This window comes from Paenibacillus sp. MY03 (assembly GCF_002165585.1).
Classification (GTDB): domain Bacteria; phylum Bacillota; class Bacilli; order Paenibacillales; family Paenibacillaceae; genus Pristimantibacillus; species Pristimantibacillus agaridevorans.
Map to the genome: position 1 here is coordinate 16,375 of NZ_MXQD01000075.1, position 21,644 is coordinate 38,018.

22 protein-coding genes are annotated in these 21,644 nt (G+C 47.5%); 4 read left to right on the top strand and 18 right to left on the bottom strand.

Translation table 11 applies throughout. From position 1 onward, the window contains the following. Window positions 1-22: 22 nt before the first annotated feature. Window positions 23-1,126 (bottom strand): copper amine oxidase N-terminal domain-containing protein, encoded by a 1,104-nt coding sequence (locus B1748_RS34315; RefSeq protein WP_087572476.1) that lies wholly within the window; start codon window positions 1,124-1,126, stop codon window positions 23-25. Window positions 1,127-1,216: 90 nt separating this feature from the next. On the opposite strand from B1748_RS34315, the gene B1748_RS34320 reads away from it, so the two are divergent. Continuing rightward, window positions 1,217-1,627 carry an AraC family transcriptional regulator gene (locus B1748_RS34320; RefSeq protein WP_179215974.1) on the top strand — a complete coding sequence of 137 codons (411 nt, stop codon included), beginning with the start codon at window positions 1,217-1,219 and terminating at the stop codon, window positions 1,625-1,627. Between the two features lie 39 nt (window positions 1,628-1,666). Here B1748_RS34320 and B1748_RS34325 read toward each other — a convergent pair whose 3' ends face one another. The 15 genes from B1748_RS34325 to B1748_RS34395 all read right to left on the bottom strand — a co-directional run bounded on the left by B1748_RS34325 (window position 1,667) and on the right by B1748_RS34395 (window position 14,444). Beyond that, window positions 1,667-2,281, bottom strand: coding sequence for a hypothetical protein (locus B1748_RS34325; protein ID WP_179215975.1), 615 nt, complete (start codon window positions 2,279-2,281; stop codon window positions 1,667-1,669). Further along, window positions 2,238-2,657, bottom strand: a complete 420-nt coding sequence (locus tag B1748_RS34330; protein ID WP_087572479.1) for a hypothetical protein — start codon at window positions 2,655-2,657, stop codon at window positions 2,238-2,240. Before B1748_RS34330 ends, B1748_RS34325 begins: the two co-directional genes overlap by 44 nt. Before the next feature lie 25 nt (window positions 2,658-2,682). Continuing rightward, complete coding sequence (locus B1748_RS34335; RefSeq protein WP_087572480.1) at window positions 2,683-3,660, bottom strand: hypothetical protein; 978 nt, start codon at window positions 3,658-3,660, stop codon at window positions 2,683-2,685. Next, window positions 3,647-4,195, bottom strand: coding sequence for a hypothetical protein (locus tag B1748_RS34340; RefSeq protein ID WP_087572481.1), 549 nt, complete (start codon window positions 4,193-4,195; stop codon window positions 3,647-3,649). The genes B1748_RS34335 and B1748_RS34340 overlap by 14 nt, the downstream gene beginning before the upstream one ends. Then, the gene (locus tag B1748_RS34345) at window positions 4,192-4,593 is read right to left on the bottom strand and encodes a hypothetical protein (RefSeq protein ID WP_256976111.1); all 402 of its coding nucleotides are present in this window, start codon (window positions 4,591-4,593) and stop codon (window positions 4,192-4,194) included. The genes B1748_RS34340 and B1748_RS34345 overlap by 4 nt, the downstream gene beginning before the upstream one ends. A gap of 61 nt (window positions 4,594-4,654) precedes the next feature. Next, a complete protein-coding gene (locus B1748_RS34350; protein WP_087572482.1) occupies window positions 4,655-5,134 on the bottom strand; it encodes an ABC transporter permease in 480 nt (159 codons plus the stop codon). 74 nt (window positions 5,135-5,208) lie between these two features. Continuing rightward, entirely contained in the window at window positions 5,209-7,278 is a 2,070-nt protein-coding gene (locus tag B1748_RS34355; protein ID WP_087572483.1) for a hypothetical protein, read from the bottom strand. Next, window positions 7,275-9,137: an ATPase, T2SS/T4P/T4SS family gene (locus B1748_RS34360; protein WP_087572484.1), complete on the bottom strand. Its 1,863-nt coding sequence runs from the start codon at window positions 9,135-9,137 to the stop codon at window positions 7,275-7,277. Before B1748_RS34360 ends, B1748_RS34355 begins: the two co-directional genes overlap by 4 nt. Continuing rightward, window positions 9,134-9,967, bottom strand: coding sequence for a P-loop NTPase family protein (locus B1748_RS34365; protein ID WP_087572485.1), 834 nt, complete (start codon window positions 9,965-9,967; stop codon window positions 9,134-9,136). Before B1748_RS34365 ends, B1748_RS34360 begins: the two co-directional genes overlap by 4 nt. 14 nt (window positions 9,968-9,981) lie before the next feature. Next, window positions 9,982-10,689, bottom strand: a complete 708-nt coding sequence (locus B1748_RS34370) for a hypothetical protein (RefSeq protein WP_087572486.1) — start codon at window positions 10,687-10,689, stop codon at window positions 9,982-9,984. An 11-nt stretch (window positions 10,690-10,700) separates the two neighbouring features. Beyond that, the gene (locus B1748_RS34375) at window positions 10,701-11,828 is read right to left on the bottom strand and encodes an SAF domain-containing protein (RefSeq protein WP_087572487.1); all 1,128 of its coding nucleotides are present in this window, start codon (window positions 11,826-11,828) and stop codon (window positions 10,701-10,703) included. 43 nt (window positions 11,829-11,871) lie between these two features. After that, complete coding sequence (locus B1748_RS34380; RefSeq protein WP_087572488.1) at window positions 11,872-12,477, bottom strand: hypothetical protein; 606 nt, start codon at window positions 12,475-12,477, stop codon at window positions 11,872-11,874. A gap of 2 nt (window positions 12,478-12,479) precedes the next feature. After that, on the bottom strand, window positions 12,480-12,650 hold the full coding sequence (locus B1748_RS37125) for a hypothetical protein (protein WP_179215976.1): 171 nt from the start codon (window positions 12,648-12,650) through the stop codon (window positions 12,480-12,482). 68 nt (window positions 12,651-12,718) lie between these two features. Continuing rightward, window positions 12,719-13,669 carry a ParB/RepB/Spo0J family partition protein gene (locus B1748_RS34390; RefSeq protein WP_087572490.1) on the bottom strand — a complete coding sequence of 317 codons (951 nt, stop codon included), beginning with the start codon at window positions 13,667-13,669 and terminating at the stop codon, window positions 12,719-12,721. Next, window positions 13,617-14,444 carry a ParA family protein gene (locus B1748_RS34395; RefSeq protein WP_087572491.1) on the bottom strand — a complete coding sequence of 276 codons (828 nt, stop codon included), beginning with the start codon at window positions 14,442-14,444 and terminating at the stop codon, window positions 13,617-13,619. The genes B1748_RS34390 and B1748_RS34395 overlap by 53 nt, the downstream gene beginning before the upstream one ends. 1,059 nt (window positions 14,445-15,503) lie before the next feature. Here B1748_RS34395 and B1748_RS34400 point away from each other — a divergent pair. Genes B1748_RS34400 through B1748_RS34410 form a run of 3 tightly spaced genes read left to right on the top strand, consistent with a single transcriptional unit; the run spans window position 15,504 to window position 20,330 of the window. Further along, on the top strand, window positions 15,504-17,141 hold the full coding sequence (locus tag B1748_RS34400) for a dsDNA nuclease domain-containing protein (RefSeq protein ID WP_179215977.1): 1,638 nt from the start codon (window positions 15,504-15,506) through the stop codon (window positions 17,139-17,141). Then, window positions 17,128-17,670 carry an ABC-three component system middle component 1 gene (locus tag B1748_RS34405; protein WP_087572493.1) on the top strand — a complete coding sequence of 181 codons (543 nt, stop codon included), beginning with the start codon at window positions 17,128-17,130 and terminating at the stop codon, window positions 17,668-17,670. Before B1748_RS34400 ends, B1748_RS34405 begins: the two co-directional genes overlap by 14 nt. Continuing rightward, a complete protein-coding gene (locus B1748_RS34410; protein WP_087572494.1) occupies window positions 17,667-20,330 on the top strand; it encodes an AAA family ATPase in 2,664 nt (887 codons plus the stop codon). The genes B1748_RS34405 and B1748_RS34410 overlap by 4 nt, the downstream gene beginning before the upstream one ends. A gap of 9 nt (window positions 20,331-20,339) precedes the next feature. On the opposite strand, the gene B1748_RS34415 is transcribed toward B1748_RS34410, so the two are convergent. Together B1748_RS34415 and B1748_RS34420 are read right to left on the bottom strand one after the other, a co-directional pair. Next, complete coding sequence (locus B1748_RS34415) at window positions 20,340-20,600, bottom strand: hypothetical protein (RefSeq protein WP_087572495.1); 261 nt, start codon at window positions 20,598-20,600, stop codon at window positions 20,340-20,342. Window positions 20,601-21,387: 787 nt separating this feature from the next. Next, window positions 21,388-21,636 (bottom strand): YolD-like family protein, encoded by a 249-nt coding sequence (locus B1748_RS34420; RefSeq protein WP_087572496.1) that lies wholly within the window; start codon window positions 21,634-21,636, stop codon window positions 21,388-21,390. Window positions 21,637-21,644 lie beyond the last annotated feature (8 nt).

The window sequence follows — 21,644 nt, forward strand, 5'->3', positions numbered from 1 at the left end:
ACAATTTCAAGGTTCTCATCGACTATTCCACCTTCGAAATGACGTGGTTCTGATATAGACTGGCCGATGGGGATACCTTTAACGTACTGCCCCAATCACCGCCAACGTTGGTTCCCATTTTAATATCCGAATAGCCTTCATACCATACATTTTTTTCAAACTTGGCATCCTGTGGGAACCACTCATCATAAATAAGTCGTTCCGGTTTTTGAAAGGAACTAAAAATCATCCGGAATTTGACACGAACATGACTGGAGCCAAATCCGTCCCTGAAAATCATAGAAGGTTCAGGTTCCAGATACCCCGTGACCTGAATTTTATTCGTCTTTACCCAATCGACGTATTGACGAATATACTTCAACTCCGCATCAGAATTTTGCATCTTTGTAGCAAATACCGCTTGTGCCCAAGAATCATCAATTGTCCGATAGTCCACATTAAGCCACAATGCTCCAAACGTTTTCAATCTTTTCAACCATACATCAACATTAACTTTTGTGAATTCCGGTACAGTCGAGTAGAGTTTAGAGGATACCCTGTTGTCTCTAGGATGTGCATAGGGGAATTTCATTTCATACATCGCGTTCGGAACATCCGCCAGAATATACGGATAATCCGCTGCATTTTTCGGGAGATTGGTCGTGCGAATCAGCCTGCCCCACGGATCAGTCTTGCCATTCAATTGTTCCGCTGTGGACAAATACACCGTATTCGTTTTACCGTCCCACTCCACCGCCATGCCAAGAATCTCACTGACAAACCGCAACGGAACAAAAGTGCGACCGCCCTGCATCACCGCCTGAGTGTCAAATGACTCTTCTGCACCATTGACCGTTGCGATATTGCTGCCAATGTTCAAGCGGATGCTTTGAGTCTCCTTCTGAATCGGAACCGAACGACTCTCCGCCTCCCAGCCGACCTTTGAGCCGAGCGCCTCCGCTACAAACCGCACCGGCACCAATGTCCGCTGGTTTTCGTCGATGAACGCCTGCGCATCGGGAAACCACAGCTTCTTGCCGTCCATCACGACCGTGACAAACGTTGGCGGCAGACTCGCTGCACTTACTGCTGTTGTCATGCTAGCGAGCATCATCACAACAGTCAACATAAGCAACCACTTCTTCAACACATCCACTCCTTCATTTATTATCATCCTTCAAAAGCAAAACTCGGCAATACAAGTTGGAAGATATTTCTTTTCTTTTATGATAGTAGATTGGCTTCGAAGCTGTCCACCTTACCTGTAAAAGTCCTTTTGAAGTTTTTGTGCAGAAAATGGGCCCGTCGCCATCATCTGCTCACTGAATCGGGCACTCTGTACGGAATCGCCCAAGATAACCCAGAAACAACTTCCCCTGAGCAGTTCAGATATGATGCCTGTATCGTGCTCCCTGCTCACTTTCGGATCGATAACCACGTTCAGGAAGGCATACTTCTAGGACGGCTGTATGCTGTGTTCAGTGTCCAGCATACAGCCGAAGCTATTCAGCACGCTTGGCAACGGATTTTTGGTGCTATTCAGCTAAGTGAGTACCAGATGGACAACCGCCCCATACTGGAGAAATACAGCGGTGATATGACGATGCAAGAAAACTGCGAGATTTGCGATCCAATTAAACAAGCGTGACTGGAAGCCCTCCTTGGTAGCGTGCCAGGTTCATTGGCTTCATTTCTTGCTCTTTTTCTTCTGGTATACTACCAACAAAATAACGGTCAACAGGATAACGCCGTAGAAATAAACACGAGATAAAATGAAGCGTCGTTCTTCATCCATAAACTCACTATCCGCCGTCTGGTGTTGGGAAAGGGGGATCGCTTGATTCACTTCAAATGGCAGAACCTTGCGCACTGTATGTCCATTCAAGGCGGTTTTTACTTCGGCCAGATAAGCCCCCTGCAGCAACGGTTGCTCCAGTTTCATTTGATACTGTGCCGCAGTTCCGGCATAAATGAAGCTGACGGCACTCTCCCATGCCAGCACCTGTTTGTTTCCTTCTTGTTGTATAATTTCAACTTCCAGTTGCGGCCTGGACAGACTATCTCCTTCATTAATCAATAGAACGGAAAAAACAGCCTTTCCGTTGTCTATCGCATACGTTACTGCATGGGGGATGGCCTCGGGCGGCTTGGCTTCCGCCAGCCGATAATTCAGCACCACTTGCACGCCTGCTTTGTAAACCATCGTTGTATGGGATTGCTCCTCCCCCCAAGTTTCTTTCTTTAATGCTCTATTGGGATCAATAAAAACCCCGATTACCGACACATTGACCGGGCTGGACATGCTCCGGTATGCGCATTTTCATGAGGAAGCGTTGTGTCTCTCCGGGCCGAAGCGTGATCGTCTGATCCGGCATCGTGTACCAAGCAGTCGCTCCCAAATCCGGGTCGGTCGGCAAGGTATAATCATTGCCATCACCAATCGCGGGTATGGCATCTGCAGCGTAAAGAAGTGCCGTTACCTCTTCATCGGACGGATTGGTCACATTAATCGGATATTCGCGTTCGTCGCCGGGGATTATCTCCTCGACATAGGCATTCAGTTGCGGATGGATACGGCTCGATTCACCGGCTACTGCCAGTGGTTGTTCCTCCGTAACTTTTGAAAATCCCATTAGTCCTATCAATGCCGCTACCATTAGCAACAAACGATATATCATGCGGCTCCTCTCCATTCTTGCTTATTCAGTTCCAGGGGCAAGACAACGGCATATACCCCTTGCCGGCAGCCGACTGCTCGCTGGCAAACACTTCTTCAGGCGGGTAACCATAGCCGCAGGAGCTGCGGTAGTACACCTTCATCTCTCCCTTGCGTGCGCCGATAATTACCTCCTGCTTCACCACCCGGCTCCCACCCAGCGCATAGCTGTTGTAAAGCCTCGCCCCTATCGGAATACCTTGCAAAAACGCCAGAACACCTACATCATTAATGCTGTTGCTCCAATCCTCATCCGGAATCAGCGGCAAGGTGAACACGTAAGAAAATCCGGATCGGGAGACGGTTTCGTTGCATTGGTTGATCCGATAGGCCAGCTCGTCCTGAATCGCCCGGACTATCGTGCTGCGCCTTGTCCGCTCAAATTGTTCGGCATCCTGCAGGAGCATAATCGACGTTTGCTGCCGAATGTCCTGCCGTAGGCCCTCTTGCCAGCTTCCACTCGCCGCATCGTAGGCCAGCACCTCCTGATCCAGCGTAAACGACAGGCTGTTTCCCGCCACGTCCGAATAAGCATAAGGCTTCTTCGCTCCCCATACAGGCTTCATAATCATTTTTCCGTCCGTGCCCGTCCATTCCTGTTCGCTGTAGACATAGAAACCGTCATAACCGACAATCACAATCGCCGGAACGTAGCGATGCAAAGCGCCTTGTGCCACCGGATCACCTCCAACACCAAAGCCTGTAACCAGCGTCCGGTAGAACGCCGCAACAGCATCTTCCTTATTGAGTGCAATCCGTTTGTCCGAGCCATACTGCGCTTCCCGTTGCTGGCTGGCATTGCCGATCAACTGGCTCGCCGCATCGTCCACCGCCGCATCCAGCGCTGCATCGTAACGCAGCTCGGTTAGCAGCGTCCGGCGCAACGCATCCGTCTCGATGCGGTTGATCGTCGCAAACGGAAGGAACAACAGTGCGCCGACTATGGCCCACTCAATCCATCGCATGGCGCACCATCCCTCCATAAGGAATGACGATCTTTTCATTCGGACTGATCGTGTTGTTCAGCATGTCAAAGATCAGCGTCCCTGCAGTCCGGTTCGTATTGCGTACCGTAACCGAGAAGCTGTCGCCCTCCCGCATGCGGTATCGACGGCCTGGGGCATCCTTGGCCAGCGTATGGTCGGGAAACAGTACCGGCAAAATCTGCGCGTTGTAGTACGCATCATAATGAATTTCGTAGGTACCGCGGAACGTTTCCGGAAGGGTTGGATCATCATAGACCGGCACATAGGTCTTGCTGCCATGCTCCATCTCAACGGCAAAGCTGTTCCCGGTTGCCGCCAGCGCGTTCATAAAATCGTTGTACATCACAGGCGTAATGCCGCCCTTGTCGCGCACCGCATCCACAAACGAGGTCGTCACCCGCAGCGCAATCAGCTCGGAAATATCATCCTGCTGATCAAAGGCGGCGGAGAGGGGATACAGGTAGAGTAGCAGGAGCGCAATCAACACTGCGAACAGTTTAATCAGCGTATTCATGGCACACGCCTTAACAGCAGCCGCAGCAAATGCCCATCCGCATCACGTTCATAATCGGGCAAATATTTCGCCAGCAAAGGAATGCCCGTTGCGCGGAGCTGCCCCCGTTCTAACGGAGCTGCGTACCGCACACCGTCCACAATCATTTCCGCATCGCCTTCATCCAGCCGCGCCAGCATATGAAGCACCTCCGCGCCATTCATTGTGCCGTCGCCAGATTGTAGTGGACTTACCGTTTGATGCAGGCTGCGATCCTCGGCTTGACTCGAGATGTAAGCCAACGTGTTCAGCGAAGCTCCGTTTTGAAACAGCAGCAGCCCCGTTCCTGCAGCCAGCAAAAACGCCAAAAAAGCAACACTTATCTCCATCATCGTTCTCGGAGCGTAATCCACCAGCACTTCCTCCCCTCCAACGAAAGCGCCCGGGATCCCCCGGACGCTTCCGAGCCTTCCTTCGGTTTTACTGCTGCTGGAACACAATGCCGCGAATGACATTGCTGCTGTCCAGCACGAGATTGGCGCGGAATTTACCGCTCGGATTCACGTAGTTGATGTCCGCCTCGTCTACGGTTTGTGCGATCAAGCCCGGAGCTACACCGACGACCGTACCATAGGTCACGTTGTCCATCGGCACGCTTGTATTGATCGTTTTGCCATACCATTGCCCAGCCGGATTTTTGCCGGTGTAAATCTGAATGCCGAATTGATCAACATCTCGGAATTTGCGCAGTGCGTTGACAACCTGGCTACCAGAAAGGGTTGTATTGTCATACACGGTAAAGGCCGTTTGCGATAGCTCGGTTTGAATATTGCTAAAATTGCTTTGCGCTGCCTTGGTGGAATCCTGGGCTGAAACAAACAAGACTACAGCCAGGGTAATGAGGGCGATGGCTAGGAAAATCCCCGCTGCCATCACAAGTGCTTTTTGTGCATTGGACATTGATTTCGCTCCTTATAATTGTGGGATCAACAAAAAGCCTTCCTCGTGAAGAGAAGGAAGGATCATCATGCCGCTTACTGAATACGTTGAAGTTGCTCATAGTAAGCGGTCATTTGCTGCAGGCTGACGACTATAAGCGGGATAACCAAATACCCGAAGATTAGCGTCATCAAGGGGGTAAAGCCAATCCAGCGTCCCCAGCCTGCCTTTTGCTCAATCAACTGCTCGTACTCCTGCTTGCGTTGCTCCCGCGCAAAGGCCTGCTCTGCTTCAAGATCATCGAACGCCTGACGAATCGTCAAATGCTGTGATGCCAACTCCAGCTTCTCTACCGTCCGTACAAACGGCAGAAACGGCGCATCCTCCTTGAGCTGTGCCAGCGCCTGCTCCTCGCCTTGCTCAAAGTGGAGCAAACACACCTGTAGCGACTCCTTGAATACACGTGCAAACTGTTCCATCCAGATTAGCAGTTGTTCCACCGACATGCGCTCCATCCCGGCTAGCATGGCGATCACCGCTTGCAGTTGATCGACCTCGTGCTTCATCTCCATCCTCCGCATGCGCCGCTCAAACAACCGAATGCCTACGGGAAGCGCATACCCGCCCCAGCCTGCGGCAAGAGCCAGAAAAACCTCCCACCACAGTAGCCATGGCTGCTCCAGTTGCTCAAGCTTTTCCATTACCCGCCGCGCGGTTAGGCTAAGCTGCTCCTCCTGTTCCCCGCCAGCAGCCTGCTGACGGAGCAGGTTCATGACGATGCGCTCGTTACGCGGCCTCACCTCCTTTACTCGCTCCAGAATCCGACGATCCAGTGCCGCGGCTTCCTGTGCCTTGGCTTCATCTTCGGCCGACAACTGCCCGAACAGCATCCCCGGCTTGACTGGTGTATAGAGCAGTTGATGCCTCTCCGCTACATGCATGGACACAAACAGCCCCAACACAGCAGCAAAAGCCAACCCGCCCGCGACCAGGCGCTGTATATAAAACCATTCCAGCCGCAGCGGTGAAGCCGTATCCTTGAGTAGCCGAGTCACCCGCTCAGCTTCCCGCGAATCAGGAGCCGGCCCCAGCCTCTGAACCATCCAACGCACCCAATGCCAACCATACAAACGCTTTTCCCAATGATTACGGCTTGTATTCCGAGGTCCACCATCCAGTTCCGCCAGCGCGCGGAGCAACACATAGGACAGCCATACGACCACAAGAAGGGTCAGCTTCGCCAGCCAGCCGAGCGCACCAGCGTAGAAGGCGTCCATCGACGGAAAGAAGTTGCTTGCCCACGCTTCAATCGGACGGGTAAATAGCAGCGGTACCAGTGCGATTACAGTCAGCCCTTGCAGCAAATAGCTGAGCTTTTCTCGCCGAAGCAGCTCCAGATTCAGCTCGCCTGACAGCTTTTCCAGCCCTTTCAGGTATACCGATCCGCTTTCGGTTTTCCGGTCGCCATGCTCTTTAATGAGGTAAGACAATCCGGCCAGCCCTTGCAAATAACGGTTGGGAGCCAGCTCCACATATTGCGCCAGTTTGTCCTCCGCATCACTGTCCGTCAGCATCTCGTACAGTTCCTGCCCATGCAACGCCATTTCATAAGGCGCGCCGTCCGCCGCCTCGTAGATTGCTTCCTCCACCATGCCATGCCGATGATAGTGATGGCGGATGTCGCCGAAGAAAGTGCGAAGCTGCCGGAGCAGGCGCAGCTCCAGCCGCTGCACGCCCATGTCCGCCAACACGCCATGGCCTACCCATAGACCGAGTAGAAGCATGCCCCAGGTGAACAGATCACGTACCATGACAGCAAGCGGAATAACGATTAAGAGCAGAAGACTCCATACCCTCAATGCTGATTTCATCGTCTCCAGCCGCAGCTTCCACTCATCGCCAAGCCGAACGATTAGGAGACGCTTGCGCAGGTGATGCAAATAGGCACGCATGATCGGAACCTGCTCACACACGCTATACAGCTGTTGCAGAAAACTGTACATCGCTTGCCTGCGCGAGGCTTGTCCCGGCTTGCGCAGCTTTTCATAGCGCCGAATGGCAGCGATGTCTGAATCGCGGCGGGATAGCCACAGGAACGCCGCAACCGCCATCAAGAAAAGAACCGTCGAAATGCCGAGCATTGGAGAAAGCCATTCTCGAATCATGGTGCTTCCCCCCAATTGCTGTCCAGAAAGGCATCAAAAACCGCTTGATCAGGGCCGTTCAAGTAGGTCGCCATGTCCTGACGGCTTTGCTCGGACAACGGATGAACGGCAACATACCGTCCGTCCCGGTACTCGATCAGATTCCGTGCGGTATACAGCGGGCGATCCGTCGAGCGCCGAAAAAACTCCAGCACCGTTTCCATAAAAGCGGCCAGCCGCACATCCTTGGTCATTTTGCCGGTAAATTCAACCGGATAATCTGCCTCCTGCGGCTCCGGCACACATTCCGTAATCCGTTCGATATAACGTCTACCATCCAAGTCACGGCGCAGGTGAATATCGAAATTGACCACGCTGACGACCTGCTGCTCCGCAACACGCTCACTGCTGAACACGCCGGTTTTAAGCAACGAATTGCGCAGCGACAGCACCAAATCGCGGAACGTTTTGGCGTGATGGGTGAACAGTGTAAAAAGGGAAGCGACTTGCGCCATCTGCACCATCCAGGCAGCAACCGGGTCGGTCGCTACCTCCCCCAAAATGTTCACCGAGCCGTCCGTCTTCTTCTGAATGTCCAGCCCTTGCTGGCCGGTAATCGTTTCCGTCTCACGCAGGCTGACAATGTTGCGGTTCGGGTAAATCTTGCGCAGTTGCAGCTCAAAGCTCATTTCCTGTACCCGAATCGGCAGCACCGCTGGAATATGGCGCACCATCGCCATCAGCAGGGTTGTCTTGCCACTGCCTTGTGCGCCGGTGATCGCCGTAATACGTGCGCCTGCCACCAGATAGCGGATGAGTCCGATCGGTAATTCCGCGTTTTCGTCCTGAATCAGTTGCTCTAGCGTGGCGCTCTGCACATCAAATTTGCGCACAAAAAAAGCCCACGATTCTGAAAACCGAGGGCGCAAGACGACGACGCGGGAGCCATCGCCCATTTCATTGACCTTATAGCCATTTGCTTCGGATAGTTGGCCGGGAAAATTGTGCTTGTAGATGATTTGGCAGACGCGGCGTAACTCCTGCTCCGAGCCAAACGATAGGAAGCTCAAATGAATGGACTTGCCCTTGTAAAACAGCCAGACACTATCGTGCGAACGAGGAAGCGCCTGCCACTGTACCTCGTCCTCCAGCACCCATTCGCCCTCCCACATCAGTGGCGGCAGCCCGGATACGCCCCCGGACACACCGTCGATCCGCATATCGCGCAGCTCGTCGATAACGCTAAAGCCCTTGTAATGCTGATAGATTCGTTGCACGACAATGCGAAGCTTGTCTTCGGTTTGCAAGGAGGGCGATTCCTTAACGTAGATGTCTCGGATCTCTGCCCTCGAAATTCGGTAAGCTTCAATCTGCCCTTCCTCATCGAAGCGTTGCCGATCCAGCTCATATGCCTGAAGCATCTGCTCCAGCGCCCGCAGCCCGAATTGCTGTTTGTAACGATCCAGCAAGATGTCGAACTGATCCTGGGCGGTGAGCGCGCCCGGTTGATGAAATGGCAGCAGCAGATTCAAGTGCGCATCGTCCAATTCGTATTGCTGCATCAGCAAATCGGCGATCACTTGCTTCACGTATTCCTTGTCCCGCAAGTCGCCTGAGGTACAGCCGCGAAGCGCCTTCTTTAGCTCTGCCCGCTTGTTCTTGCGGCGGCGATACTCCTCCTCAGACAAGCCAAAATCGCTGAGATGGCTCGTTGTCATTTCGTGCAACGTGTCTTTGACGAACGCCGTCATCGCCTCCAGTGTATAGGCCGTATCTTCCGTTGTTCCCTCCGGCAGACGTCGGCTCATGCGCAAATAGAGAAAGAAAACGGCCAGGAGCAGCAAGGAAATGACAATCAAGGTGTTCAACAGCGTCATCATGGCTTGTCCTCCTTGCCGCTGAACAAAGGCTGATTCATGCCCGTGCCTTCGATCAGCGCATGCGCCAGCGCCCGTACCTGACGGACAAAGCGATAGTTCTCATGCTGGCGCATAGTCTTGCGATTGCGAAACCAGTACGGAATCGCCTCCCCATGCTGCACTGCATCCAACCAGCCCGTATTGTGCATGACCGGAAAGGCCGATTGCTGCCAACGAAATCGGCGTTGGAGGTTATTGATGGTCAGGGATGAAGCCGAATCGAACTGTCCAAACACGAACATTGTTTTCCGAGCGCTGAGCCATGCACTTTCCGGCGATTGAAAAAAGCGTTCCAGCAGCAAGCGATTCTGCGGCAGGCAAACAATGAGGAGATCCGCCCGATTTCGTAGTTCCTCCCGCCATCCCGGAGCGTTTCCACTGCCCCCGTCGATCAGCACCAGATCGTAGGCGCGCCTAGCGGTGTCCAAAAGCGGCTCTAGCCAGCGTTCTGCCAGCCCGGCAAACCCTGCGCTCGGCTTCTCCGAGCCGGGCAGCACATCCAGCCGCTCCCGAAGCAGTGACTGCGCATAATCTCGAAGCATGCTCGCCTCCAGCTTGCGGTTCTGCAGCAGCCGCAATAGTGCATCCATGCCGGTATCCGGCAGTGGGGACGGATTTTTTTCCGGCGTGTAAAAGGCACGCTGCACCGCCTCATCCTCCTCTCGCAAAAGGCCGAGGAGCAGCATTCGCGACGAAAATTCCAGCCCCATACATGACGCTGCCGCAAGCAGGCTGGTCGTCGTTCCGGCCTGGCCCGGGAAGGGACTCCAAAACACAGCAATCATTCCCATCGTTCCACTCCTCTCTACCAAGCTCGCCATCGCTTTTGGGCAGTCGCCCATGCGCGCCGCGCGGTCTTGGCATCGCAATCTCCAAGTTGTTGCAGCATTGTGAGCAGCACCTGTCGGAATGCTCCGCTGACGCGGCGAAGATCGATGCGATGCTGATGCTGGTTGTGCACCTCCGCTATGGCATCACGTTCATCCAGCGGGAAATGAAAGGAAGGCTCCAGCCACTCCACATGGCGCAGCCGCGTTTCAGCCCGCCATGTTGGCAGTGTACCCGGTAAAGCCGGAGACAGCCAATCAAAAAAAGAGAGCGGCGTTTCCGCTTCGTGCAAGCACAAGCGCAGCAGCAGCTCTTCATTTTTTTGCAGCGACAGCCGCTTACCATCCCAACACCATACCCGCTTGTCAAAGTCGGGCAAATTGCGTCCCGTTACCATTTGGGTATGATCGGTGTCGAGTAGCAGCACATCGTACGTGCCCAGTGTTCCCGCCTGTTCCAGTGCGTGATCCAGTTGTGCGGCTGTAATGTAACCGTAGGCTACATCCATGTCTTCAAACTCCTGCACAGCGCTGCCGGTGAAGACGGGCGGCAAATAGCCCTGAACAGCTTGCCCCATTGTGGAGTCCACTAGCAGCACCTTCTGCCCCATTGCCGAGAACAAGCGCCCCAGCGCCAGTAGCACATGGCTCTTGTCCGTTGAACCGAGAAATATCATTTTTTTCATGGTCGTCTCCCTTACTGATTGAGTATGTCCTCCCACCGTTCTTCTCCCGACGGTACTTCTGTTTCGGTCACCGCTTCCGTTCCGCTTGAAGTCGAAGAAGGAATGGTTGATTCTGCCGGAGCAGAAGGAGTCGGTGGTTCCTGCGTAGGCACCGTAGAAGCCGTAGGTTGCCCCTCTCCTAAAGGTTGGTTATTGGATACCTCCGTCTCCGAAGTCCCACTGCCCGACTGCGGATGCGCTTCAAACATGGCATTGCCCTGCCGGGTAGTTGCACGTTCATTTTGCAATTGCTGCTGTATCGTAACATTGCCGCTGGAGGCCCGCAGCTTGTCCGACTCACTGACCGCCTTTAAATTGACATCCAACGTTTGGCGCAGGCTTCGAGCCAATTCCGTTTTTGCCGTTTCAAGCAGATTCGGGTCGATTTCCATCAAATCCAGCACCTTCGGATTGGCCGGATAGTTTACAACGGCTGCCTCCTGCAAGCCAGGCTCGATATAGGGGAGCGCATAAAGCCGTGCCCCTTGCAGATAGGCATCGATGATCGCACTGGACGTTTGTAACAAATCCATCTCGTTCAATTCCAGCCAAATCACATTGCCCGACAACTGCCGCACCTGCTTTTTGGACAGCAGAACAAAATCCTCGCCAGTCGGAAAACCGATCCGCACATCGATAAACTGCTCGGTCTTGAGATTGGAAGGAAGCTGAATCACCTGAAACTCCTTGAGCCGTACATCCTTTGGAACTGGCTGTCCTTCGTACAACAAAGAAGCGAGTAGCGGCGTACCTGCCTCCAGTTCCACCTTGGTATGCTTACCGATAATCGCTTCCTGATCCGTAAGGATACCCGCCGGAACAAGGGTAACGGGCATCAGAATCGCCTGTAGATCATTTGCTGTCAATTCTTTGCCTGCCCCAACACTCTGGCTTACTACCCATACCTCGCGGCTGTTCAATTCCTTCTCTTGCTTCAATTGCGCGAGCTGCCGCTCATAGCTTTCTTGCATCTGTTGTTGTATTTGCTGTTGCTCGTTATGCTTCATGAGCAAAAAGACGGCTGCAGCCACAAGCAACACCAGACTCACCGCAATGGCACAGATAACAAGTGCCTTGCGATTGCGATAGTTCCAAGACATCGCGTACGACTCCTTCCTTCATTTGAAATGATTCCCGTTTTGTTTAGCGGGCGTCCCGCGACTTAGGCTTTTGTTGCTTCTCCGCCTGATGAAGCGCCAGCTTCTCTTGCGCCCATGCTGGTGTATGCTCCGGTTTTAGGAAGCCCAGCAGGTCTTCCCGATTATAGCGGCATTCGTCACCTGAATAGAGCCTCATCGCGAAAACGGCCCTTCCGCGTGAATTACCCGATGCACCGAAGCCCCCCGTCACCCTAATCAATTGGTGATCTGCTGTGCGAAATTCCGGTCGCAGTCTTTCCGGTCGAATTACGACAAGCCTGCTGCCGAGTTCTTCCTCGCTTTTTATGGGCAGACAATGGGCAGATTGGATAGGAGGCATTGATTCTGGAATGGCAGAACGCTCGGTTTGAAGCTTCTCAATTTCCCACTGCAATAGCTTGCCAAACTCCTGCATCGCCTCCAGATAGTCCGCGAATCCTTCTCCGCCATAATACTGATCAATGCCAAACAAATTATTCTGATCACAATAGCAGACAAGATAGGGCTTCTCGCTATTCGTCGTGTCGATGCCCAAAATAACCTCGACCCTGCCAATGGGCAACGTCTGATAGACCTCATAGTCGCCAGCCATTCGTTTCTCCTGCTCCATCGTCAGTCCTCCCGACACCGTTTGCGATTAGTCTGCTTCGGCTTGGTTACCGTTCCTGTTGCCTGCTTCCTAATCGGCCGTTCCTCCTTCTTGGACGGACAGCTCTGCGTGAAACCCGGCTTTTCCTTCATTAGTTGCTCATACTGACGCCGTCTTCCTTCGGTAAAATCCATCGGGCTGCTCCTTTCTGCAAAAATGGGCATAAAAAAATCTCTCCATCTGAGAGAGAAGATAGGGTAAATTAACGCTCGTGTTCCCGTTCCCGCTGTTTCCTGCGATACCAGTTTTCCAACAATTGCACAAGCAGGTCTTCCTTTTGCTGCTCGGTAAATTCTTGCGGAAAGAACTTTTCAATACGCTCCTTGCGGATCGTCAGCTTTTCCTTTTGGTTCGGTTTTTCCTCTGTCAAAATAGCAAAGATAACATCAACATTCAGCTTGCCATCCTGATTAAGCTTTTTCATACGCTGCGCCTGCGCCAGTGAGGGCGTACAGTCCTCGGCCTGCATCGTTTCCAGCAGGGCTTGCTGTTCTTTCTCGGCCAAGTAAGAGATTTCAACTGCGGGGCCAAATGCCATTTCCTTGTCATCGACCATTTCAATAATGGGAGGAATGAGTTCTGTCAGGCGGATATAGCGTGAAATTTGATTTTTACTTTCTCCAACTTGTTCAGCCAACAGTTCTCTGGACTCCTTGCCTCCTAACTTCCGCCCAACTTGGGCGGAAGTCAAATCACTGCGTTGACCTTGCCTTTTCATGGCTTCCAGCTTCATTTTATAAGCAAACGCCTTTTCACTCGGAGACACATGTTCCCGCTGCAAATTACTGTCTACCATAATAATGGTCGCCTGGTCGTCGTCCAACTCTCGAACAAGGCACGGAATGGATTCCATTCCTGCCATTTCACTTGCCTTCTTACGTCGATGCCCAGCCACCATTTCAAAGCCGCCATCCGTTTTAGGACGTACCAGCACAGGAACCAGCACCCCGTATTGCTTTACGCTTTCTGTCATCTCCAGCATTGCATCGTCCGCCCTAACTTTAAAAGGATGATCGAGGAAATCACTAATCTCCGCCAGCGGAATATCCTTGATCTGTTCCTTCTGAGTCACATTCCGTGTTTCTTCCGTTGTAAACAAGTCATCGACTGTGGTCAGCTTTATGCTGGCGCGCCGATCTTCTTTCGCTGCCAATATCCTGCACCTCCTTCGTTAATGAAGCGTATGCCTTGGCGACTTGTCCGTTCGGATCGTGCGCATAAATGCTTTTTCCGCGTGCGCTGGTTTCCGCCGCGCGGATAGAAAGAGGAATTTCTGTTTGAAACACACGCAACTTGTCGCCATAATCCCGGCGAAGGATGAAAGAAATATCCTTAGCAAAATTGGTGCGGCTGTCCACCATCGTAAGCAGCACACCCTCCACTACCAGCTTCTTATTGATTTGACGGCGAACACGGGCAACCGTCTGTAACAACTGTGTCATGCCTTTTGCGGGCAAATAATGCGCCTGAACAGGAATGATGACGCTATCTGCCGCTGCCAAAGCATTGATCGTCATCATGCCCATGCTTGGCATACAGTCGATCAGGATATAATCATAGTTCTCTTTTATCGAATCAACGTACCCGCGCAGTATCGTTTCCCGGCTCATCGTATTGACGAGCGCCACTTCAACGGCAGACAGTTCGATGTTGCCCGGCATCAGGTCAATTCCTTCGTGATGTTGCAAAATACCCTCCTGTGGGTCGAAGGCTTCCTCTGCCATACATTTTTGCAGCATTGTCGCCAGCGATACAGGGAGGTTGTCCGGCTCTTGAAAGCCAAGCGAATCCGTTAAATTCCCTTGCGCGTCAGCATCCAGCAGCAGCACCCGGTTGCCTTCCGCCGCCAACCCGATGCCGAGGTTGACCGCTGTCGTTGTTTTGCCCACTCCGCCTTTCTGATTGGCAAGGGCGATGACCTTGGCCATGTGGTTCAGTCTCCTTTCAATAGAGAAAAGGCCGGTTGCTTCGAGGAGCCCGGGCACCGGCCTTTCAAAGTCATCTATATAAAAAGAGAGCATCCAAAAAGGATGAACTCTTGGATATTCGACTTCAAAGGATGCTTTCATCTAAAGGCAATAGCGTAATGCATTTCCATCAAGCTGCTTGCTTTTTGTGCTGCACCAGAAACTAATAACAACGAGTGTCTGTACCAATGCAGGCTCCAAGCCTGCTGGCAATCTGAAATTTTCATAAAAGGGTAATCCGCTTGTATCCTAGCAGTAATCTCTTATGGGCGAGTAACGTAAATAGAAAAATTTATCCGGCGGACAGAGGTGAACTGTCATCATAAGCGCATGCTTGCGCTTCCTCCAGGATCACTGCAGGCCGCCCCCATTGCGATAAACTGTGGCTGGACGGAAGTATCATAATCCCTCCACGCAGGTCATCGCCGAAAATGGAACCACCATTTCGTTATGCATCACTGGAATCGCTCTCTTCTTGCCCTGCATCTCAGACGGACGTCAGGAACAATACGGTCATGGCGCGCTTGCATACTGGCTCTCCTTTGAGGCTACATGGGGAAAGTACCGGACAAACTTGTATTCTATTTTCAAAGAGCCGTTGAGAGATTTTTGTCTCTCTATAAGCCGTTTCATTTTCCGGGCAAAATCGGGTAGTTTGAGGAAAAATAATCTAAATAATTTTATGAGGGCATCTCGCGGCGTTCTGGCTACCCAAAACAGGCGACAATAGACTAAATGTGTTGGAGATTTAGGGATAGGATAGAATGGTGAGAGGACAACGCGTTTTGATATAAAGATCCATGACGGTGAAAAAAAGTGAACGGATAAGCACAATTGTCATATTCTTGTCCTTTCTGGACTCAATGCGATCTAACACATATATCACTTTTATTAAGGGTGAGTTCAGTACCCCCAATAAGGAAATGAATCAAAAGTAATGGATCGCCATAATTCGACATTTTTTTCGAGGTTATTGCGATATAATTATACAAAATGTCTTATGTAAAGGAATTGATTCGTATGAATAAAGCACTGATAATACAGGCTTTATCAGAGCCTGTCGAAGCGACCGCCGAGATCAATAGTGTTGTTACTCGTGTGAAAACAGATCGTACAGCGCTTCTAAAGGATATTTTGTTGGCAGTTGAACCTGAAGAAATTGGTGGTAGAACAGCCTTAGCTGGTTTCTTTTATCAATTTTTGGTGACAATTGAATACATAATTGAAGTAATGGAAGGCAAATGGGACTTTGTATCCGTAGAGCTACATGAAGATATTATAGTTGGAAAGGATAATGTAATTCGCTTTAGTCAAGTCAAGACGAGTATGGAGCCAGATTTAAAAGTTAGTGAAACTGGCATCTACAGTCGATCCTCTTATGAAAAAGATGGAAATTCATATAGATTACCAGACAGTTGGGTTGACAAATTGCTCTTAAAAGCTCGCTATTTCCCACAGAATCAAGGTTTTACTACTCAATTTGAGTTAATCACTAGTTTTGTTGTAACCCCTTCACGAGATGTAAATGTTTCTGCACATTGTAAAAATTATAATTTCAATAGCGGGATTCCTACTGATGATCATTTGCTAGGTCGTTTGTCCAGTCAAATGTACGATAAAAAGAACCAACGTTATTTTGATTATCCAGCAATTTGTGGTGAAGAAATTAGTTCGCTTCTTTCCAGATTTAATATTTGTAAAAAAATGGATTTATTAAACAGCTATGATTTTGTCAGTCTACTTCTATACCGACTAAGTGAAAAACTAGAGCCTGGAATACGAGTATCTGTAGAAGATCTACAGTGGTTAATTGGTCTGTTAATGGAGAAATGCCAAGCAATTGGAGATAACTTGGTTCTATATATAGACAAAACAGAAGTAGAGGGAATCAGACAACAACTTCATGATAGAGCAATGAGCACAGTTGGTGAGTCTGTTAGGAGATATGACAACGCAGCAGTTGTTAATCACGTGTTTGACCAATTGTTACATGAAATTCGATCTGTAGAATTATATGACGATTTAGAACGTGAGGTTCACGCATATAAGGCTCATTTGGTTGAGTGGGTTAGTACGGGTGGGACGATTCGAAACCTAATAAATCGCTATCTGGATGGAAGAGAATATTCTAACAAATATCGAGAAATAACTGAACATGACCAAACTACAAAGCTGCTCGAATTATTTAATTCTGCGTTACTTCTAATATTGATAAATGAAGAAATGTTACGAATATCGTCGAAACATCAATCTTTGTTAGTAAAAGAAATGGGAGTCCAATTTCTTTCATTTCTAAGTCTAAATCGAGGTGAAACACTAGATATTGCAGTTGATAAAGTACGTAGTATTTTTGCTGATCCTGAGTTGTCAGTTGATATACTTTTACATCCACCTTCAACAGTTCTTTTACAAGGACGCTTTGCGGGTAATAATGGTCCATCAAAAACAGTTGCAATCTATGAAGAACAGCCTGAATTAACTGAACTACCTGAAGACGATTCTCTAGTTAATCTTAAGATCATACTCGACTTTCTCCCTGGAGGGAAATTGCTTGAACAGTATGATCAAATATACGCTTTCAGCACAATGGAAGAGTTGAAAATACATTTAAAAGAATTCTGGGGGCAATTACAGGAGGTTCGCGATGGAAGCATATAATCATACTCTTGATAGATTATTTGAAGAAGGCTTCGAAGTGGTGCCCAATGTTGGCAATACTGAAATTGGAATAAAATGTTTCAGCAACGGTTCAAAGTTTGTTATTCTACAAAGATGGGAAATCACGACTACTATTCAAAGGGTAAATGAAGAGGCTTCTATTTTGAGAGACAGTTTATTGCGAAATAGAATGAACGCTTGGAATGCTTACTACCTGATCTGCGAAGCTGGCGACCGCCCAATTAGTGAAGAGATAGCTTATTCAATAGAAAGAGATCCAAAAGCCTTACGTAAGTATGTCATTCGATCTGCACTAGACCTTCAAAGAATTCCTTTTTTAGATTCGGAAGAATTAACCAAAAAAGAAGCTTCCATTGAACTACTTACTTCGATTCAAATGACTAAGACGATTACGCAATTAATTGAGTACATCCGTCAACATGATGGTGAGAGACGAAAGTTGAACCAAAAGGAATTAGAAACAGCCATTATTGAAATTGAAAAGATGGACGGAGGTCTCGTTCAATGAAGATTCAAATGGTACGTATTCAAAACTTTCGAAAATATTTTGGTCTACATGAGTTTAATCTCAGTAAAGATATAACTATTTTTTATGGACCCAACGGTTATGGCAAAAGTACTTTCTTTGATGCTTTAGAATGGTGTATATCTGGGACAATTCATAGATTCAGTAGACAAAAAGATTTTAGCGACAAAGATGTAATTTGCTTTCAATGTGATGAACGGGAAGCTATATGTTCGGTTGAAGTTATATTTGAAAATCATAAATTAGTTAGAGGATTTAAAATTGTTGACGGAACGCCTAGTAATATGACAGTTTCTATTACTAAGCCTGATGGTTCAACTATTCGTGGAAAAACCCTAGTTGATCAATTTTTAAGAAAGACATCCTACCTTAAGTCGGGTCGTACTTTAGTTGGTGACTTAGTAAAACAAACTCATATATTGTCACAGGATCAAATTACAGATTTTATTTCTCATGATGATGCAAAACAAAGATTTGAAGCGCTCTCTGATATTATGGGGCTGAAAAATGTTTTGAGTCTTGTGGACAACATGAAATCTATTAGAAGTAAATTACAATCACATAGTTTGAAAATTGAAGATACGATTCAGAGCCAAACCTCTGTAATTGATAAACGAAAAGAGGACTTAGTATCTTTCGATTCATCCTACATAAAAAAATGGTCTGAGGATAAAACTATTCCACTCGATTTTGACCAATTGCAGGTTCAAGTTCCCAAAATACAAGAGGAGTTGTTGTCCCGTACAGGGTTAATTAGTCAGAGAGTAGATAAATTAGAGATACTAAATGGGTTAGGGTATAATATGATTCAAGATTGTGTAGATCGCAAAAATGATCTGGCAAAAGAATTAGAACTGCATAATGAACAAACAGAGAATGCCCAGAAATTACTTACTCAGGTGAGTACGGTAATTGATTCACTTAGCGGTGACAAGGCTCATTTCGACACACTAAATAAATTGGAGATTGAAGAAAGGGAATGCTTAGAAATTGTAAAAAAGGTTTCGAAAAATGATCCACCTGACGCTTTAGAACTAACAAAGATACTATCTCAAAAGAGAAGATTATTAACCAAACATGACACCGCCCTATTATATATTCAAGAGTATCAAGAACTAGAGCAAATAATTGCAATAATCCCCACACTTAAGGAACAACAGTACACAAAAGTTAATAAGCTTCGTAAGCGACGTGAGCGATTACTTACATTATTGAGTGTAGTAAATAATCGAATATCAAATCATGCCAGTGGGTCTTATATAAATCTTGTTGCGAATGTTCAAAATATATTTGAACATCTAAAAAATGAACATGTCCATGATGGCATTTGTCCTGTATGTTCTGTTGACCATGGGAATGGGAATCAACTTGAAAATAGAATTCACGAATCAATCCAAAAACACAATGAAAATCTACAACAGTACACAAATGTGTCTGAGAGTTTATCGAGTCGAAAAAAGCGATATGAAACTCACCTTCAGCAAACGGAAAAAGATCAAAAAGATGCTCAAGACAAAGAAAAAGAATATGAGCTTAATCATAAAAATAGCCATGATCGTATATCACAGATTAAACAATTCGAAGATTTCCAGTTAGAATTGTTTAATCTGCCTTTTCAAAAAGTACAGCAAGCTAGAGAATTAATTCAAAATGAAATCAATAATATTGAGGCTGCTAAACAGGCTAACAATAAACTAACACAAGTCCGACTAGACCTGAATAATTTAAAAAATACTACTGGCTTGTCAAAAGTGTATACTGAACAAGAGGCCGAATCGAAACTTCAGCGATTTAAACGGGCGTTAGGCCGCATTAATAATTATATTTTACTTAAAAATTTATCAAGAGATAAGACTATCACTGAAATTAATTCATTAAATGGAGTATTAATGAGTCTTCAAGAATCTATTGCTAAAGATGAATATGAAAAATCATTGAGTCCACTGATTAGTCAATATAAGACCGAGTTACAGGGATTAAAAGAAGAATATGCTGCTACAGCAGCTTTTGTCCAATCGCTCTCCACTAATCAAAAAATACAAAAAGATATTAAAGAAATGGAAAAAATAAGGAATAATAAGATTCAGGAGTTTTCCGTCACAACAGAAAAATTAACGGAGATTCAAACATTTTTAGAAGAGGCAGCAAAGCGGCTTGGTACGACAGCTAAAGACATATTGAATCAATCGTCCTCCTCCATTCAAAAGTACTTTCGTTATTTGAATCCAATGCCTATCACCTCTCCTATTCGATTTGAAGGGAACGATGATGAACTAAAAATCATGCTTCAAACTTCTGGTGAGAACAAATCACTATCTAATGTTCAGTACACACTCAGTTCGGGACAATTAAATGTCCTCGCCATTTCAATTTTTCTAGCAGTGAATCAGTCTCAGCAAGTGAGTGTTCTTGATTTTGTAGCAATTGATGATCCTATTCAAAATATGGACGATGTGAATCAGTTTTCAATATGTGATGTTCTTGGAACGTTATCCAAGCAGCTTTTATTTGCAACACATGATTATGAGTTCGTAAAACTTTTTATCAAAAAAAATGAACACCGAAAAGATGAAATCCAAGTCTATATGATTGATGCTCCTCAGCTTACGGAGAAAAAAATCAAACGGTTGACATTCGAATAAAATTACAAATTAATCTATGATACCAATACGTTTTAAAGCTGCCATACAGACCGAATCAATCAGCGTGTCAGCCGTGGCAACATATTTATTGGCTTCTATTATTGTTTTATATTTCAATGGAAATAACTTTGTGACCTGATAAGTATTAAAACTATCAAGAATTTTATAGATACAGGAATCATCCAAGGAATCGACTTTGTATCCTAGGACTTCCTGCTCTATTAAGTCACGTTTCTCTGCTTCATCAAGATCATCCCATTTGATTTTCACTTCAACCTCTCCTTTGTATTCGTCGGGTTGATGACAAATAAAGATACAAAATGCATTACGGACTACATGACTGAGATGACTAAACAATTAAGCTTATTACGTTGGTCATCGATGGAAGAACAACTAAATCCTCAAATTAGAGTACTATTTCATTCATGAAATTATACGACGGCAATGAATGCTTTATGCAAAATTAAATGTTCATCTACGACATACAAAGGCCACCTTCTTTAATTTTGAAGGTGGCCTTGCAAGCAGTTTTCCAATTCAAGGGGCTTACGTTTTCAGCAGAACATTACAATTCCATAAAAAAACAGTGTTCTGGTGAAGCTATTGATTATTCTACAGTATGCTCAACAAGGGCTTATTAGATAGCCCTCCTGTCGATTAAAATTCACTTCTCATATCCACCCATTTCAAATCCAACACAACCGAAACCTTAATCGTATCTCTCAACACCTTGTTCTTATAGTCACCGTCATCCTTCGTAAAGGAGAAATACTTCGCCGAATGCTGAAAACTATAGACTTCTAGGTATCGACTCGACATATCCCCACCACGCACTCCACATGACTCGTCCAAGGAATCACAAACACCAATATGAAATAACACACACATTAAGAACCCTTATAATATAAGGGTTCTTTCCTTGTTATACATATATATAAGATACTGAAAATTATAGTCCGACCTATAGTTCGCCCCCAATCCGTCCCCATGAAAAGAGCCGCAGGGATGCTTTCCCATACGGCTCTTTTTTTATGTTACCATCTATATCCATTTATCGTCAAGATGCATTATCCACTCTCATCACGTCCATAAATGGCACCTTTTCCAACTCGCCATTTTTCTGCTCAACGTGAATCAACTTTGTCCTTGAGTCCATCTTTACGATCCGGCCGGTAATTGATCTCTGAAACCATACCTCCAATTGCACCGTCACCTCTTCTTGGTGTGCCTCCACCAGGCGTTCCCCTATTTCCTCCAGCACATATTCGTCCCTTGTCGGCCGTTTAGGCCCTTTATCTCTTGCCATAATTGATC

Coding starts and splice junctions, on each gene's coding strand:
- B1748_RS34325 (WP_179215975.1), bottom strand. CDS start 2,281: ATGTCCAGCCCGGTCAATGTGTCGGTAATCGGGGTTTTTATTGATCCC.
- B1748_RS34330 (WP_087572479.1), bottom strand. CDS start 2,657: ATGATATATCGTTTGTTGCTAATGGTAGCGGCATTGATAGGACTAATG.
- B1748_RS34335 (WP_087572480.1), bottom strand. CDS start 3,660: ATGCGATGGATTGAGTGGGCCATAGTCGGCGCACTGTTGTTCCTTCCG.
- B1748_RS34340 (WP_087572481.1), bottom strand. CDS start 4,195: ATGAATACGCTGATTAAACTGTTCGCAGTGTTGATTGCGCTCCTGCTA.
- B1748_RS34350 (WP_087572482.1), bottom strand. CDS start 5,134: ATGTCCAATGCACAAAAAGCACTTGTGATGGCAGCGGGGATTTTCCTA.
- B1748_RS34355 (WP_087572483.1), bottom strand. CDS start 7,278: ATGATTCGAGAATGGCTTTCTCCAATGCTCGGCATTTCGACGGTTCTT.
- B1748_RS34360 (WP_087572484.1), bottom strand. CDS start 9,137: ATGATGACGCTGTTGAACACCTTGATTGTCATTTCCTTGCTGCTCCTG.
- B1748_RS34365 (WP_087572485.1), bottom strand. CDS start 9,967: ATGGGAATGATTGCTGTGTTTTGGAGTCCCTTCCCGGGCCAGGCCGGA.
- B1748_RS34370 (WP_087572486.1), bottom strand. CDS start 10,689: ATGAAAAAAATGATATTTCTCGGTTCAACGGACAAGAGCCATGTGCTA.
- B1748_RS34375 (WP_087572487.1), bottom strand. CDS start 11,828: ATGTCTTGGAACTATCGCAATCGCAAGGCACTTGTTATCTGTGCCATT.
- B1748_RS34380 (WP_087572488.1), bottom strand. CDS start 12,477: ATGGAGCAGGAGAAACGAATGGCTGGCGACTATGAGGTCTATCAGACG.
- B1748_RS37125 (WP_179215976.1), bottom strand. CDS start 12,650: ATGGATTTTACCGAAGGAAGACGGCGTCAGTATGAGCAACTAATGAAG.
- B1748_RS34395 (WP_087572491.1), bottom strand. CDS start 14,444: ATGGCCAAGGTCATCGCCCTTGCCAATCAGAAAGGCGGAGTGGGCAAA.
- B1748_RS34400 (WP_179215977.1), top strand. CDS start 15,504: ATGAATAAAGCACTGATAATACAGGCTTTATCAGAGCCTGTCGAAGCG.
- B1748_RS34405 (WP_087572493.1), top strand. CDS start 17,128: ATGGAAGCATATAATCATACTCTTGATAGATTATTTGAAGAAGGCTTC.
- B1748_RS34410 (WP_087572494.1), top strand. CDS start 17,667: ATGAAGATTCAAATGGTACGTATTCAAAACTTTCGAAAATATTTTGGT.
- B1748_RS34420 (WP_087572496.1), bottom strand. CDS start 21,636: ATGGCAAGAGATAAAGGGCCTAAACGGCCGACAAGGGACGAATATGTG.